Origin of the sequence: Pseudofrankia coriaricola, from assembly GCF_032027725.1 — a bacterium.
Classification (GTDB): Bacteria; Actinomycetota; Actinomycetes; order Frankiales; family Frankiaceae; genus Pseudofrankia.
Window position 1 is genome coordinate 1 of sequence record NZ_JASNFO010000021.1, and the last position, 14,575, is coordinate 14,575.

Here is a 14,575-nt window from a genome sequence, read left to right on the forward strand (position 1 = left end):
TCAGATTCGCTTGCCCCAGCAGGCCTTGGAGGCGTACCAGGGGTTGGTGCCCTGCTGGTTGTAGAGCTTGACGGCCTTGGCCCACTGCTCGGAGCTGGAGGCGTTCTGGGGCAGTCCCGCGCCGCCGAGTCCGTGCCAGGTCGACGGCAGGAACTGGAAGAGGCCACCGGCGCCGATGGAGTTGACCGCGCGGGGGTTGCCGCCGGACTCGCACGGGATCACGGCGGACAGGAACCGCTGGGCCGAGGCAGGGTGGCTGGCCGCGTGGGCGGGCGTGGTGACGGCGAGGCCGGTGCCGACGGCGGCGGCGAGGGCGGGGCCGAGAACGAGCGCGCGGACGCGGTTGGAGATGCCACGACGAGCCAAGAGTCTTCTGGTCCTTTCCCACGCCTACGAAGACGGACACGCGCGGCAGTCCACCGCCGCAGGAAAAGGTTCGGCGGGAAACCACGAAAAGGGCTGCGCTGGCCGTGACACGTGTGGACGGTGTCCGACGGTCCGTCTCCGGTCCCTGCCATCGGGTCCGAAGCCTGTGCGCCGTGTGGCGGGGGCAGTGATACGGCGTCCCGCCCGGCGTGTGCCCCGATCGGGCACTGCAAACACCATGACAGCCAGCCCGGGCGCCTGGCAAACCCCGAAAACAACGTGACCCGCATCACCCGCGCTTTTCCGTCCCGCCGGGCCAGGTGAAGCAAGAATTCGAGCGGGAAATACTCGCGCGCCGTGCACGGAGGTATTCGCCACGCGCCGGCCGCCCGTCTGCGTGACCGGCCCGTTCCCGCCCGGCGCGCTCCGTTTATGAGCTCCGCACGCAGCGTTCGCGATTGTGACGGTCCCCATACGTGCGCCAGCCCGTTCGACATGAGGTGATATATCGGCCTCTCTGAATCGATCTGACCGGAATCGCCGGTCAGACCGGTCAGAGAGGACCGGGATGCGTCAGTCCGCGGTCAGACCGAGGCGGGCGATCTCGGCGGCCACGGCGCGCTCATGGGCCTGCTCACGCTCCCTCGCCTTGCGAGGGCTCCACTCGCCGGCCATCGTGGCCGGCGGGTTCTCATCGGACACGGCTCGGTTGCTTGATCGTAACGAGGCGGTTGTCGAATGCAACCCCTCACGTCAGGGGTCGAACGCACGCTGGGGCGACACGCCGTCCCGTCCCGTGCCGTCAACGGCCCATGGGCCAGTGGCCGACGTCGGCGACCCGGCGGCCCGCGTCGCCGGGAACGGCCCCGTCGCCGAGAACTACCTGCTGAGAGCCTGCTGGCCAGCGAGAACGACGGTGACGGTGTCAGCGAGCGAGGCGCGGACGCCATCAAGGGTCATCCGGTCGCCCAGCCAGTACCTCAGGTCGCTGAGGAAGACCTTGCCGATGATGTTGGTGATCAGCTTGTCCCGCTCGTCGATGACGTGGTCCGGGCCGAAGGCGGCTACACCGATGAGGCCGATCATGGCCTCGTCCACGTCGTCGATCTCGGTGCCGATGGTGGCCGACGCCAGCGTCATCGCCTGGATCAGCGCCTCGGCCACCAGCCGGTCGCGACTGAGCTCGTCGACCATCCGGTTCATCATCGCGAGCACCCGGGTCGCCGGGTCCTCGAAGCCGGTCGGCGCGGGCAGCACGGCTTCGCGCAGGCCGGAGAGGTGGCGGGCCAGTGCCGAGGCCAGCAGGTGCACCTTGGACGGGAAGTAGCGGTAGAGGGTGCCGAGCGCGACGCCGGCCTGCTCGGCCACCTCGCGCATCTGCACCTCGTCGTAGCCGCCCCGGCTGGCCAGGGCGAGCGCGGCGGTCAGCATGCGCTCCCGGCGCGCCTGCTGGGACGGCGTCGCCGTCGCCGCCGGTACACCCTTGGGCGACGGCGACGCGGCCGCCGAAGGCACGGCCTCGCTCACCGCAGCCTCCTCGCCGCCAACCAGTCCACCGACCCTCAAAAAACTAGATCCTGTTCTACTCTAGGCCCCGCGCCCCGCACCCCGCAGGCGCAAGCGCCGCGTCGGGCCGGTCGAGCCAGCCGAAACCAGCCGGCAGACGGTCAGAAAGACCAGTCCAGTACCGCCCGGAGGGTCGATCCCATCGTTACCAGACGCGCGGGCGAGTCGGCCGGATTTGTTACCTAGCTCGCGCCCGCTCGTTCCTCCCCGACATGGCACCGCCAGCCGGCCGTAACGAGCCCGAGCAACGGCGCGGCCGGGGCGCCCGGTACGGCGTAGGTCACCCGCGACCGCTACGATTCGTCATTACTCGGTCTGGATACGTCGCGTTGAACCCGCTTCGTGCCTGCTCGCGGGCGTCATGCGAACGCGCGAGGCGCGCGACGCCCAGCTCGGCGTCCCAGGCCGCATCCGCGCCGTCCAGCAGGCATGAAGATCGGGGGGTCTCATGGCCGACAGCGGGATCACCGGGAACACTGCATGGAACGCCGAGCCGACCGGCGGCGAGCACGTCGACCTACGCATCGACATCCCGCACGGCGCCCGCGTCCACGACTACTTACTGGGCGGGAAGGACCACTACCTCGCTGATCGCACGGCAGGCGAGGCGATCCTCGCCTCGGCGCCCTGGCTCACCGAGAACGTCCGCGCTGGTCGGAACTTCCTGGGCCGAGCCGTGCACCTGCTGGCCGCCGAGCGCGGAGTCCGCCAGTACCTCGACATCGGCACGGGCCTGCCGACAGCCAACAACACCCACGCGGTCGCCCAGCGGGCGGCGCCGGACGCCCGCGTCGTGTATGTCGACCGCGACCCGATCGCGCTGGCGCACGGGCGGGCGCTGCTGACCAGCACCCCCGAGGGGACCACCGACTACCTGCTGGGCGATGTCCGCGAACCCGCCGACATTCTCGCCCGCGCGGCGGACATCCTCGACTTCACCCAGCCGGTCGCGCTGGTGCTCGTCGGGATCATGCACTATCTCCACCACGCGGACGGCCCCTGGGCGGCCGTGCGGACCCTGTCCGACGCCCTGCCCGCCGACAGCTATCTGGTGCTCACCCACCTGGGCATCGCCGAAGAGATCTCGAGCCTGGATGGCGCCGTCACCACTCTGGACACCTCGGACTACTCGCGGCCGCTCACGTCGATGGTCGAGCACTTCTACCCGCGCTCGCTCGACGAGATCAAACGGTTCTTCTATGGGTGGGAGCTGCTCGACCCCGGCGTCACGCTCGCACCACACTGGCGCGCCGAAGATCCGGAGCTTGCGGGCGTATGGGCCGCCGTGGCCCGCAAGCCCGCCTGACGGGCACCATCGCGCCCGGTCGTGCCCAGCTGCCTTGGTCGCCTTGGTCGGGCCCTGTTGGGGCCCACCCCCTCACACCAGGTAGCGGGCGAGGACGTCGGCCACGCAGACGGGCTGGCCGGTCGTCTCGGCCGTCAGAGTGACGCGGTAGGTGGCCTGAAGGCCGCCGGGGACATCGGCCACGTCAAGGATGACCAGCCCACCGCGGACGGCGCCGCCGGCGGGAAGCGCCGACGGGAACCGCACCGCGCCGGTGCCGTAGTTGACACCCACCGCGAAGCCGCGGACGTCGACGAGCTTGGGCAGCACGAAGTTCACCAGCGAGAGCAGGAGCAGCCCCGGCACCGGCCGCTCGGCCGCCGGCCCGAGCCGCCCGGGCGCGCCCGGCGCGCCGGCCGCGGAGCCGGGTCGTGGACCGCCGGTGGCGGCCTCGAACCCGTCGACCCGGTCGACGCCGATCACCAACGGGTCGGTGGGGCCAACCATCCGGCCGGCCGAGGTCCGCAGCTCGTCCGGCCCGGTCAGCGTCAGCGGCCCCGGCGCGGGCTCTCGCCCGGGCGGCGTCCGCCCTGGCGGCGAGGCCGGCTCGGCGAGAGGCGCCGACTCGGCGGGACGCGCCGGACGCCCCATGGTCATCGAGCGCGTCCGTCCTCGGTCGAGGCAACGACCCCGGACGGCGCGACGGCCTCGACGGCGCGGGTCTGGCCCATCCCGCCGAGGCGGTCGAGCACCCCCGTCGCCTCGACGATGATCCGCTCGACGAGATCGGCGACCGTCGGGGTGTCGTCGATCAGGCCAGCCACCTGTCCGGACGTCATCAGGCCGAGGTCTTCGCGGCCCTCGACCATCGAGGCGCGCAGCAGCATCGGGGTGTTCGCGCTCATCAGGACCTGGCTCCAGGACAGGCCGCCGTGGGCGCGCAGCGCCCGGCCCTCGCGCAGCAGCCCGCGCCAGCTGGCGCCGGTGTGCCGCCGGAACGCGGCCGCGTTGCGGACCGCGCGCGGCAGCCGGGTGAGCGGGCTGGCCGCCGTCAGCCCGTCGACGAGCGGAGTGCGCAGCACCCGGTGCGGGACGCCGTCGACACGGGTGGTCACGACAGTGCCATCGAGGCCAGCGGCAAGGTAACGGGCCTTGACGTTGTCGGCGACGGTGCTGTCGGCGGTCAGCAGGAAGCGGGTGCCCATGCCGATGCCGGCCGCGCCGTAGGCGAGGGCGGCGACCAGGCCGCGCCCGTCGAAGTAGCCACCGGCGGCGACGACGGGGATGTCGACGGCGTCGACGACCTGCGGGACGAGCAGCGACGTGGGGACGGCGCCCGTGTGGCCACCGCCCTCGCCGCCCTGGACGAGCACCGCGTCGGCACCCCAGGAGGCGACCTTCTCCGCGTGCCGGCGGGCGCCGACGGACGGCATCGTCACGATGCCGGCGTCCCGCAGCCGGAGAAAGAGGTCCTTGCGGGGCGCGAGCGCGAACGACGCGACCCGCACCCCTTCGGAGATCATGAGACCGACCCGGTCCTCGACGTCCTCGGCGTCCGAGCGCAGGTTCACGCCGAACGGCGCGTCCGTGCGCTCCTTCACCGAGCGGATCGCCGTGGCGAGCTCGTCGAGGGTCATCGTCGCCGAGCCGAGGATGCCCAGGCCCCCGGCGGCGGCGGTCGCGGCGGTCAGCCGCGCGCCGGAGACCCAGCCCATCCCCGTCTGCACGATCGGGTACCGGACGCCGGTCAGCCGGGTGAACGCCGTCTGGAGCCTGGGGTCGGCCGCCGGGGCCGTCATGCCTGCACCTCCCGGAAGCGCAGGCCCTTCGGGTCGAACGCGTCGAGGAGGTCCAGCTCGGCCGGGGCAGGCACCGGGGTCGTCGGGACGGCGCCCGGACCACCGTCGGGAAGCGCGAGCGGGAAACCGGTGGCGGCGAGGACCTCGTCGACGGTGACGCCCGGGTGCACCGATACCAGCCGAAGCCGGTGGTCCGGGCCGGCGAAGTCGAGCGAGGCCAGGTCGGTGACGACCCGGCCGAGGCCGTGGAAGCGGCGCGCAGCCGGCCCGGCGGCCTGGGCGCGGTCGTAGCCGACGCCGCAGACGACGTCGACGCGCTCGACGAACACGCGCGGGCCGTGCCGGGGCACCCAGTAGCTGGTGCGGTGGTTGACGGTGTTGCCCGGGGCGCCACGGGTGCCGATGAGCTGGGCCCTGGGATGACCGTGCGGCCCGATGGCGGAGATGTTCATGTTGCCGTAGGCGTCCAGCTGCGACGGGATCATGATGACGTGGCGCCGGCCGGAGGCGACCACGTCGAAGACCGAGCGGAACGGCAGCCAGCCCTCGACGACGGCCCCGGCAGGGACCGCGCCGAGCGGCGGCGGGTCGGCCAGGAGCATCGCCCCGCCGTCGGAGAGCAGCAGGTCCGGGGCGAAGGTGCGCCGGGCCAGGCGCGCGCCGAGCGCGGGCGCCGTCCCGAAGGCGCTGGCCAGGATCTCGCCGGCGCCGCGGAACGCCTCCGCGCACGCGAGCGCGCAGACGTCCGCCCGCCGGGCGGCGCGCGCGGCTGCCCCCGCGGTCCCGGCTGCCCCCGCGGTCCCGGCTGCCCCCGCGGCGCCGGCCGCCGTCGCGTCGAGCTGGGTCATCGCGCGCCCTCCTTCGCCTGCGCGCGGTCACCCGCGCGCCGAGCCGAGCCGTCGTCCGCGCGGACGGCGGCCTGGTACGCGGCCTCGTCGCCCGCGAGGTAGCGGTCGCGGAACGCCGCCCAGCCGGCGCCGTCACCGCCGGCCGCCGTCACGTACGCCCGCTGGAACGCCTCGTCTCGGTCGTAGTCGGGCACACAGCTGGTGAAGTGCGCGCCGTTCGGTGTCTCGACCACCGCGTCGACCATCATCCGGTTGATCCTCAGGGCCTGGACTGGTGCTTCCTTCGTCAGCTCGGCGGTCTCGACGACCCGTTCGCAGGAGAGCACCCGGTGCCGGGCGGCCAGGCAGAACAGGTCGTCGAAATACGGGTCCGGGCCGAGGAAGGCGGCGTTGCCGGCGGCGTCGGCCCGGTTCGCGTGCACGAACGCCACATCGAGCGGCAGCGCCGGCATCGCGAGGAGCTCCTCCCCGTCGTCGTAGGGCGAGGTGACGGTGCGCAGGCCGGGGAACGTGGCCGGGACGTCGGAACCGAGGCCGGCGCGGATCGGCAGGAACGGCAGCCGGTGCGCCGCGGCGAGCAGACCCCACTGCAGCATGCCCTCGTCGAGCTCGGCGAACTCGATCTCGCCGCGCTGGCGGGCGGCGCGGAAATGCGGCTCCAGCGGGACCGAGTCAAGCGAGACGAAGCCGCTGACCAGCTTGCGGATCTTGCCCGCGGCGGCGAGCAGCCCCACGTCCGGGCCGCCGTAGGCGACGACAGTGAGGTCGGTGGCAGGGCCGCGGGCAAGCGCCCTGACCAGGGCCATCGGCTTGCGGCGCGACCCCCAGCCGCCGATGCCGATGGTCATGCCGTTCTCCACCACCGCTACGGCGTCGGAGATCGTGAGCAGCTTCGCGCCCATCAACCGTCCCTGTGTCGTCTGCGCGGCCGTCGTCTCCGCGGCCGCGTGCGGGCCTGTGTCCCCCTGTGGCCGGGACGGGCCCGCGCCCCGCGGGCGCATCGGCCGCGGCCGGGTCCCGCGGAACATCTACACAAGCGCTTGCTTGGTTCGGTAAGTTACCAGCCGTCGACGGCCGCCGCGAGAACACCGCGGGCGCCCCGGGCTCGGGCCCGAGCCGTCGCCGGCCGGCGACGAAGCGAAGGGGTGGCCACGTGAGCCGAACCTCCCGGATCACAACCTCCCAAATCGGCTCCGCCGATCCGGGAGGGACCCTGTCCGTCGATCCAGCAGGAACCCCGGGCGCAAGCCGTCCGGGTGACGAGGAAGGCGGCGGAGGGAGTGCGGTGTCGGAGCGAACCCGAGACGGGGTCAGCGAGAGCGGGATCTGCGCGGGCCGGGTGGTGATCGTGACCGGCGCCGGCCGTGGCATCGGCCGCGAGCACGCGCTGGAGTTCGCCCGCCAGGGCGCTCGGGTCGTCGTCAACGACGTCGGCGTGGCACGCGACGGGGCCTATCCCGGCGCGGCGGCCGGCGGCAACGTCGCCGGGGGTGACACGGCCGGCGAGCCGGTGGCGCTGACCGTCGTCGAGGAGATCAGGGCGCTCGGGGCCGAGGCCGTCGCGAACACCGACGACGTCGCCGACTGGGAGGGGGCGAAGGCGCTGGTGACGAGCGCGCTCGCGGCCTTTGGCCGGCTGGACGTGCTGGTGAACAACGCGGGCTTCGTCCGCGACCGAATGATCGTCTCGATGACCGAGCAGGAGTGGGACGCGGTGGTGCGTGTCCACCTCAAGGGACACGCGGCGCCGCTGCGGCATGCCGCCGCCTACTGGCGCGACGAGGCGAAGGCGGGCCGGCGCCCGGACGCCCGGGTCGTCAACACGAGCTCCGGCGCCGGGCTGCAGGGCAGCGTCGGGCAGGCCAACTACGGCGCGGCCAAGGCCGGCATCGCCGCCCTCACGCTGACCGCGGCCACCGAGCTCGCCCGTTACGGAGTGACGGCGAACGCGATCGCGCCGTCGGCGCGCACCCGGATGACCGAGGGCGTGTTCGCGTCGATGACCCGGCCGGAGGCCGGGTTCGACGCCATGGACCCGGCGAACATCGCGCCGCTCGTGGTGTGGCTCGGCAGCGAGCTTTCCGCGCACGTCACCGGGCAGGTGTTCGAGGTGGAGGGCGGCAGGATCGCGGTCGCCTCCGGCTGGCACCACGGCGTGCCGGCCGACCGCGGCGGCCGGTGGGACCCGGCCGACGTCGGCCCCGCCGTCGACAAGCTGCTCGCCGCCGCTCCGCCAGCCGAACCCGTCTATGGCACCTGATGGACCTCCGGGCGCGCGAGGCTCCGCCATCGTCGCGCGCCCTTCGGCCAGGGCACCTGACCGGCACACCTCTCACGAAGGGCTACACCCATGCTGTCCGTACTTCGGTTCAACTTCGCGGTGCCGGGCCTCGACCGGGGGGCGCTCGCGGCGTCCTACCAGGCGGGCGTCGAGATGGCGCGGTTCGCCGACGAGAACGGGTTCGCGATGGTCTCCCTCGAGGAGCACCACGGCGCCGACAACGGCTGGAGCCCGGCGCCGCTGACCAACGCGGGACTCATCCTCGGGGCGACCAGGAAGATCCACCTCATCGTCCAGGCACTGCTGGTGCCGCTCTCCGACCCGCTGCGGCTGGCCGAACAGCTCGCGGTGCTGGACCTGGCCGGCCGGGGACGGCTCACCGCCGTCGCGGGCCTCGGCTACCGGCCGCAGGAGTACGCCGACGCCGGGCTCGACTGGTCGCGGCGGGGAGCTCTCCTGGACGAGTCGCTGGCGGCGATCCTGGCCGCCTGGACCGGCGAGCCGTTCGAGTACCGCGGCCGGACGGTGCGGGTGACGCCGCCGCCGGCCAGCGCCCCGGCCCAGCTCCTGTGGGTCGGCGGGTCGGTGAGGGCGTCGGCACGCCGGGCGGCCCGGCTGGGGCTGCCGCTGTGCCCGCCGAACACGCTGCCGGACCTGGAGGCGTACTACTACGAACAGTGCGCCGAGCATGGCACGTCCGGGTTCGTCATCATGCCGCCCGCGGACACGGCGTTCGTGCACGTCGCCGAGGACCCGGAGAAGGCCTGGGCCGAGCTTGGCGAGCACTTCCTGCACGAGGCTCTGCTCTACTCGTCCTGGCAGCCGGAGGGCCAGACGTCAGCGGCGCACTCGCACGCGACGACGCTCGAGGAACTGCGCGCCGAGGGCCGCTACCGGATCCTCACCCCGGACGAGTGCGTCGAGCGGGCGGGAAACGCCGCAGAGGGCGGAATGCCACCAGTCACGGTCCTGCATCCGTTGTGCGGCGGAATGCCGCCGGAAAAGGGCTGGGAGAGCCTGCGGCTCTATGCCGAGGCGGTGCTCCCCCGGCTCGCCGCCGAGGCCCGGCCGGCCGGCTGAGCCCGCGCGGGCGTCGAGAACCCGCGGCCCGCGGCCCCGCGCGGTGCCGGCGGCGCGGCCGGCGTGCCCGCGGTCGCGTGGCTTCGCCGTGGTCGCGGGCGGCGGTCCCAACGATCCGCTGACAGGGACCGTCGGCGGAAGCCCCTGGGCCGGCTGGGCGGAGACGGCCCGATGACCCGGTCGGCCTCGGCGCGCTGAGCACTCTCCGCCACGCTCTCCCAGCGCGGGGGTCGACGGGCGCGGCCGGCGGGGCGAGCCCGCGGCCTGCACCGGTGGTGACGGAGGGCCGGCGGACGAGGCGGCACCGTGGCCACGATCGACCCTGGCTGTGAAATTGCGAACGCCGGGATCCGGGACTTTAGGCCCATCTTTTTGCCGCCCAAGTTCGGTACTGGATCGCACGTGGTGCTCCAGTTGTGGGTGCGCAAGAGGGGCACTCCCGCGGCGCCGCGGGCCGATTCCCCCGCGTGTACGCCGGGTGTTGTCCCGCGTGGTCCTCCCGATGCCCGCGATACGCCAGGAACGGCGACCGGTACCCTCAAAAGGAACGCACCAGACAGCAACGGTCAGTAACCCTGAAAGCCGCCAACGGGGGAAAGCCGGCGAGGCGAGCGAACGGGCGGCACCATGGGACGCCCAGCTTGACGTCCCATGTCTGCCCGCTTCCGCGCTGGCGAGGGGACGTGTGGGGAAGGCCGGACACGACGAGAGAGCGCTCGGGGTGGGATGACGACGCGGGCTCGGGAACTCCTGAACCGATCACGTGCGCTGCTGGGTGGCCCCCGCGCGGCGGCCTCCCAGCTACTCGGCCCACAGCCGCCAAGACCCGGCCTCGCGCGGCCCGCCACGCCGGCGGGCGTGGGGGCGCGCGCCGAGGCGCCGAGCCGGGACGGCCTGACCACAGGGCGGTCGCCGGCCAGGCCGACGGAGGCCGAGGAGGCGCTGGCGGCCATCTGCGCGGACCTCGCGCTGCGTGATCTCAACCTGGTCGACTCGCTGCTCGCGCAGCTGGAGGGCATGGAGTCCCGGGAAGAGGACGCCGACCGGCTCTCGGAGCTCTACCGGCTGGACCACCTCGCCGCCCGGCTGCGGCGCAACGCCGAGAACTTGCGGGTGCTCGCGGGCCGCGACGCCGGCGACAGCACGTCGGACACCTTGTCACTGGTCGACGTGATCCGCGGCGCGATGTCGTCCATCGACTACTACCAGCGGGTCACCGTCGGGCGGGTCGTCAGCCTGGGCGTCGTCGGCTTCGCGGCCGAGGACGTCAGCCGGCTGGTCGCGGAACTGCTCGACAACGCGACGAAGTCGTCGCCGCCGCACTCGCCGGTCCGGATCGGTGCCCATCTCACCGAGCAGGGCAGCGCGCTGCTGCGGATCGAGGACGAGGGCATCGGGCTTCCCCCGGAGCGGCTGAGCCAGCTCAACGCGCGGCTGGAGGCCGAGCCGGTCCTCGACGACGACGCGGTGCGGCACATGGGGCTGGCCGTGGTGCGCCGGCTCGCCGCCAGGTACGAGATCAGGACCTGGCTGGACCACCGCCACCCGCACGGCACCACCGCGTCGGTCCTGCTGCCGGCGCCGCTCATCAGCGAGCTGTCCGACGCCGGCTGGTCCGGCCTGCGGACCGTGGTCACCCCGTCGCCCGCCTCCGGTGCGGGGCCGGTCGAGGCGCCCCTCGCCGAGGCGAGCAGCGGTAACGGCAATGGCGCCGTCGCCTCGCTGCCGGGCCGGAAGGCGGCGAACGGGCGGGCGGGCTCGCGGGCGGCCGCGGCGGCCGCGGGCGTGCGCGACGCACGGCCGGTGGGCGCGGACGGCGGCCAGGCCGGCGGGCGCACGGATTCGGTCACCGGTCCGATGCTCGCGTCGGCCGCGCCCGGGACGACGGCGAGCGGGCTGCCGCGGCGGGTGTCCCACAGCCTGCGCGAGCCGCGCGGCAAGGGGGGCGGCGCACCCGTCGCCGCGGCGGGACCGGGCGGCGCGCCCGGCACCGCCGGGGCCCCGGCGCCCACGGAGGCCGACGTACGCGCCGGCCACCAAAAACTACTGGCGGATCTCGGCGCGTTCTCCGAAGGAGAGCAGGCTGCCCTCGACGAGTTGCGACGGGACTGAGGCCAACGATGGTTGCCCAGGAGCACAACCGCCACGCCAGCCCGGACTTCACCTGGCTGATCGACGACTTCGTCCAGAAGGTGCACGGCGCCACCCACGCCCTGATCATGTCCGCGGACGGGCTCGCGCTGGCCTCCTCCCAGTCGATGAGCACCGAGGAGGGGGAGCGTCTCGCGGCCATCGCCAGCGGGATGCTCAGTCTTGCCCGCAACAGCGCGGCCCTGTTCGGCAAGGGGGACTGCGAGCAGATCATCGTCCGGCTCTCCCATGGCTACTTCCTCTTCATGGGAATCGACGCCGGCGCCGGCTTCGCGGTGATGACCGGGCCGGACTGTGACATGAAGGTCGTCGGCTACGAGATGACGCAGTTCGTGATGCACGCCGGGCACGCCCTCACCCCGGAGCGGCGCGCGGACCTGCGGCGCGTCCTCGTCGGGCGCCGCCCGGCCGGCTGAGCCACCTCGAGTGATCCCGGGACAACGGCCGCCGGGCATGCGAAAGAAGACATTTTCGCACGCCCTTTGGCCTTCGAGGAGACAGGGAAAGTGATGGCGGTGCCGCAGGAGTCGAGGCCGGCGAGGCTGGTCCACACCGCGCGCAGCAAGAGGGTTCGGCCATATGCGCTGACCGGCGGCCGGACCAGGTCGCGCCACCATCTGCTGGTGGAGACCCTGGTGTCCGTGCCGCGGTACGACCCGGCGCTGAGCGAGGCGCTCATGCCGGAGTCGCAGGCGCTCTACGAGCGCGCCCGCTCGCAGCTGTCAATCGCCGAGCTGTCGGCGCTGCTGGCCATTCCGCTCGGTGTCGTCCGCGTGCTGATCAGCGACCTGGCGACGCAGGGCGCCGTGCTCATCCACCCGACGGCGCACGCCTTCCGCGACGATCGGGGCGTGCTCGAACGCATCCTCAGCGGCCTACGGGAGCTTCCCGTCTGACGGCCTTCGCGGCGTCGGTCCCCTCCCCGGAAGGAGGGGCCGGGTTCCGCCACCGCCAGGTGCGCTGCCACCAGACCAAGCCAGGACATTCAGGCGCCATGACTACAGGAACGCGGACGTGAGCCCTGCCGACATGACCCCCAGCGACCCGCGCCGCCCGGGCGCGCGAAACAAGGACGACGCGAGCGGCGGCCCACTGACGATCTCGGCGAAGATCGTGGTCGCCGGTGGTTTCGGCGTGGGGAAGACAACCCTCGTCGGGTCGGTGTCCGAGGTCCCCCCGATCAACACCGAGGCGTGGATGACCGAGGCGAGCGAGGGCGTCGACGACCTCCCGCCCAGCGGCGGGAAGACGACGACGACCGTCGCGATGGACTTCGGCCGGATCACGCTGGACCCCGACCTCGTGCTCTACCTGTTCGGCACGCCGGGGCAGGCGCGTTTCTGGTTCATGTGGGACGACCTGTCGCGCGGCGCGCTGGGCGCGATCGTCCTGGTCGACACCCGCCGCCTGGACCAGTCCTTCGCGGCGATCAACTATTTCGAGAACGATTCCGACGTGCCCTTCATCGTCGCCGTCAATCTTTTTGACGGAAAACTGTGGCACGACCTCGCCGAGGTGCGGGAAGCTCTTGCGCTGAGCCCGCGGACCCTGCTGGTGACCTGCGACGCACGCGATCCCGCGTCCGTCGTCGCGACACTGCGCGAGCTCGTGCTCTACACGATGTCGATGACCGAGACACCGGAGCCTACAGGGCCAATGGGCATGCGAAAATGATCTTCCTTCGCATGCCCGGCGGCCGTTGTCTCCAGGATCATTAGGAGGGCACGAACACATGCGTAAAGTGCTGGTCGTCGGGGCTGGCCAGTCCGGGCTTCAGCTCGCACTGATGCTCCAGGAACGTGAATACGACGTCACAGTGATGTCGGCACGCACGCCGGAGGAGATCCGGGGCGGCCGCGTCATGTCCACGCAGGCCATGTTCCACTCGTCGTTGCAGCACGAGCGTGACCACGGCCTGAACCTGTGGGAGAAGGACGCCGTCCGCATCGAGGGCCTCGGCGTGTCGGTCGCCGCGCCGGACGGCGGCCGTGCCCTGGACTGGTTCGGCCGCCTCGACGACTACGGCCAGTCCATCGACCAGCGCGTGAAGATGGCGGGCTGGGCGGAGCTCTTCGAACAGCGCGGCGGGAAGCTGCTCATCCACGGCGTCACCACCGCCGACCTGAACTCGCTCACGTCGCTCTACGACCTTGTCGTCGTCGCGGCGGGAAAGGGCGAGCTGGTCCAGCTGTTCGACCGCAACCCGGAGCGCTCGCCGTTCACCAGCCCGCAGCGCGCGCTGTCGCTGGCCTATGTGCACGGCCTCGCCCCGCGCCCCGAGCATCCCGACCACCCGGGCGTCCGGTTCAATATCGTGCCCGGCGTCGGCGAGCTCTTCATGATCCCGGGTTACACGACCAGCGGGAACTGCGACATCCTCTTCTTCGAGGGGATTCCAGGCGGCCCGCTGGACTGCTGGTCCGACCAGCCGGGCCCGGACGAGCACCTGGCGCGCCTGCTCGACCTGATGCGGACCTACGTGCCGTGGGAGTACGAGCGCTGCGCGGACGTGGAGCTCACCGACGCGCGCGCCACGCTCGCCGGCGGCTACACCCCGGTGGTGCGCCGGCCGGTCGGCGAGCTGCCCGACGGCGGCATCGTGCTCGGCATGGCGGACGTCGTCGTCGCGAACGACCCGATCACCGGCCAGGGCTCGAACAACGCCTCGAAATGCGCCGTGTCCTATCTGGACAGCATCCTCGCGCACGGCGACAAGCCGTTCGACCGCGTGTGGATGACGGCGGCCTTCGAGAAGTACTGGGACTACGCCCAGTACGTCACCACGTGGACGAACGCGCTGCTCGGCCCGCCCCCGGAGCACGTGCTGCAGATCCTCTGCACGGCGCAGGCCAAGGACGCGGTCGCCCGCCGGTTCGCCAGCGGCTTCGACAACCCGCCGGAGTTCTTCGAGTGGTTCATGGACCCGGCGAAGACGGCCGCCTACCTCGCGACCGTCTGAGGCGGTCCCGCCGGGGTTCCTGCCGGATCGGTGGAGCTTGCGGAGCCGATCTGGGAGGTCCGGGACGCTTCGCGCCCGCCGCCGGGCGCCGCCGTCGGGCGCTGAGCGCCCTCCCCGGGTGGATCCGGGTGAAGGCGTATTTCCGGGCTGGGCTGGTTCAGGGTCCAGGACGTGGCTGAGCTGGCGCCAGCGCCGATGCGCCGTCACCAGCGGTGGCTGAGTCGCGCGAATCGGTCGCCA

The 14,575-nt window shown here is 72.7% G+C and carries 15 protein-coding genes; 8 read left to right on the top strand and 7 right to left on the bottom strand.

The features are described 5' to 3' along the window. The 3 genes from QOZ89_RS12470 to QOZ89_RS12480 all read right to left on the bottom strand — a co-directional run bounded on the left by QOZ89_RS12470 (position 1) and on the right by QOZ89_RS12480 (position 1,893). A complete protein-coding gene (locus QOZ89_RS12470; protein ID WP_071049824.1) occupies positions 1-366 on the bottom strand; it encodes a transglycosylase family protein in 366 nt (121 codons plus the stop codon). A gap of 573 nt (positions 367-939) precedes the next feature. Next, the gene (locus tag QOZ89_RS12475) at positions 940-1,068 is read right to left on the bottom strand and encodes a hypothetical protein (protein WP_274536593.1); all 129 of its coding nucleotides are present in this window, start codon (positions 1,066-1,068) and stop codon (positions 940-942) included. A 177-nt stretch (positions 1,069-1,245) separates the two neighbouring features. Beyond that, complete coding sequence (locus tag QOZ89_RS12480) at positions 1,246-1,893, bottom strand: TetR family transcriptional regulator (RefSeq protein WP_071051786.1); 648 nt, start codon at positions 1,891-1,893, stop codon at positions 1,246-1,248. A 487-nt stretch (positions 1,894-2,380) separates the two neighbouring features. Between QOZ89_RS12480 and QOZ89_RS12485 the strand changes: the two genes are divergently transcribed. After that, positions 2,381-3,238 carry an SAM-dependent methyltransferase gene (locus QOZ89_RS12485; RefSeq protein WP_083419422.1) on the top strand — a complete coding sequence of 286 codons (858 nt, stop codon included), beginning with the start codon at positions 2,381-2,383 and terminating at the stop codon, positions 3,236-3,238. 72 nt (positions 3,239-3,310) lie between these two features. On the opposite strand, the gene QOZ89_RS12490 is transcribed toward QOZ89_RS12485, so the two are convergent. The 4 genes from QOZ89_RS12490 to QOZ89_RS12505 are packed head-to-tail and all read right to left on the bottom strand — an operon-like array spanning position 3,311 to position 6,766. Beyond that, positions 3,311-3,874 (bottom strand): hotdog family protein, encoded by a 564-nt coding sequence (locus tag QOZ89_RS12490; protein ID WP_083419421.1) that lies wholly within the window; start codon positions 3,872-3,874, stop codon positions 3,311-3,313. Next, on the bottom strand, positions 3,871-5,016 hold the full coding sequence (locus QOZ89_RS12495) for an NAD(P)H-dependent flavin oxidoreductase (RefSeq protein ID WP_312623818.1): 1,146 nt from the start codon (positions 5,014-5,016) through the stop codon (positions 3,871-3,873). Before QOZ89_RS12495 ends, QOZ89_RS12490 begins: the two co-directional genes overlap by 4 nt. After that, a complete protein-coding gene (locus tag QOZ89_RS12500) occupies positions 5,013-5,864 on the bottom strand; it encodes a CoA-transferase subunit beta (protein ID WP_312623819.1) in 852 nt (283 codons plus the stop codon). Before QOZ89_RS12500 ends, QOZ89_RS12495 begins: the two co-directional genes overlap by 4 nt. Further along, positions 5,861-6,766: a CoA transferase subunit A gene (locus QOZ89_RS12505; protein ID WP_071051784.1), complete on the bottom strand. Its 906-nt coding sequence runs from the start codon at positions 6,764-6,766 to the stop codon at positions 5,861-5,863. Before QOZ89_RS12505 ends, QOZ89_RS12500 begins: the two co-directional genes overlap by 4 nt. Before the next feature lie 383 nt (positions 6,767-7,149). Between QOZ89_RS12505 and QOZ89_RS12510 the strand changes: the two genes are divergently transcribed. From QOZ89_RS12510 to QOZ89_RS12540, 7 genes are all read left to right on the top strand, one after another. Next, positions 7,150-8,124, top strand: coding sequence for an SDR family oxidoreductase (locus tag QOZ89_RS12510; protein WP_071051783.1), 975 nt, complete (start codon positions 7,150-7,152; stop codon positions 8,122-8,124). A 90-nt stretch (positions 8,125-8,214) separates the two neighbouring features. Beyond that, entirely contained in the window at positions 8,215-9,225 is a 1,011-nt protein-coding gene (locus QOZ89_RS12515; RefSeq protein ID WP_071051782.1) for an LLM class flavin-dependent oxidoreductase, read from the top strand. Between the two features lie 726 nt (positions 9,226-9,951). Continuing rightward, positions 9,952-11,337, top strand: coding sequence for a sensor histidine kinase (locus tag QOZ89_RS12520; RefSeq protein ID WP_071051781.1), 1,386 nt, complete (start codon positions 9,952-9,954; stop codon positions 11,335-11,337). Between the two features lie 8 nt (positions 11,338-11,345). Next, positions 11,346-11,792: a roadblock/LC7 domain-containing protein gene (locus QOZ89_RS12525; RefSeq protein ID WP_071051780.1), complete on the top strand. Its 447-nt coding sequence runs from the start codon at positions 11,346-11,348 to the stop codon at positions 11,790-11,792. A gap of 93 nt (positions 11,793-11,885) precedes the next feature. Next, on the top strand, positions 11,886-12,272 hold the full coding sequence (locus QOZ89_RS12530; protein ID WP_071051779.1) for a DUF742 domain-containing protein: 387 nt from the start codon (positions 11,886-11,888) through the stop codon (positions 12,270-12,272). 133 nt (positions 12,273-12,405) lie between these two features. Continuing rightward, entirely contained in the window at positions 12,406-13,050 is a 645-nt protein-coding gene (locus tag QOZ89_RS12535; RefSeq protein WP_397428738.1) for a GTP-binding protein, read from the top strand. A gap of 58 nt (positions 13,051-13,108) precedes the next feature. Then, the gene (locus QOZ89_RS12540) at positions 13,109-14,335 is read left to right on the top strand and encodes a styrene monooxygenase/indole monooxygenase family protein (protein WP_312623821.1); all 1,227 of its coding nucleotides are present in this window, start codon (positions 13,109-13,111) and stop codon (positions 14,333-14,335) included. The last annotated feature ends 240 nt before the right edge of the window (positions 14,336-14,575 follow it).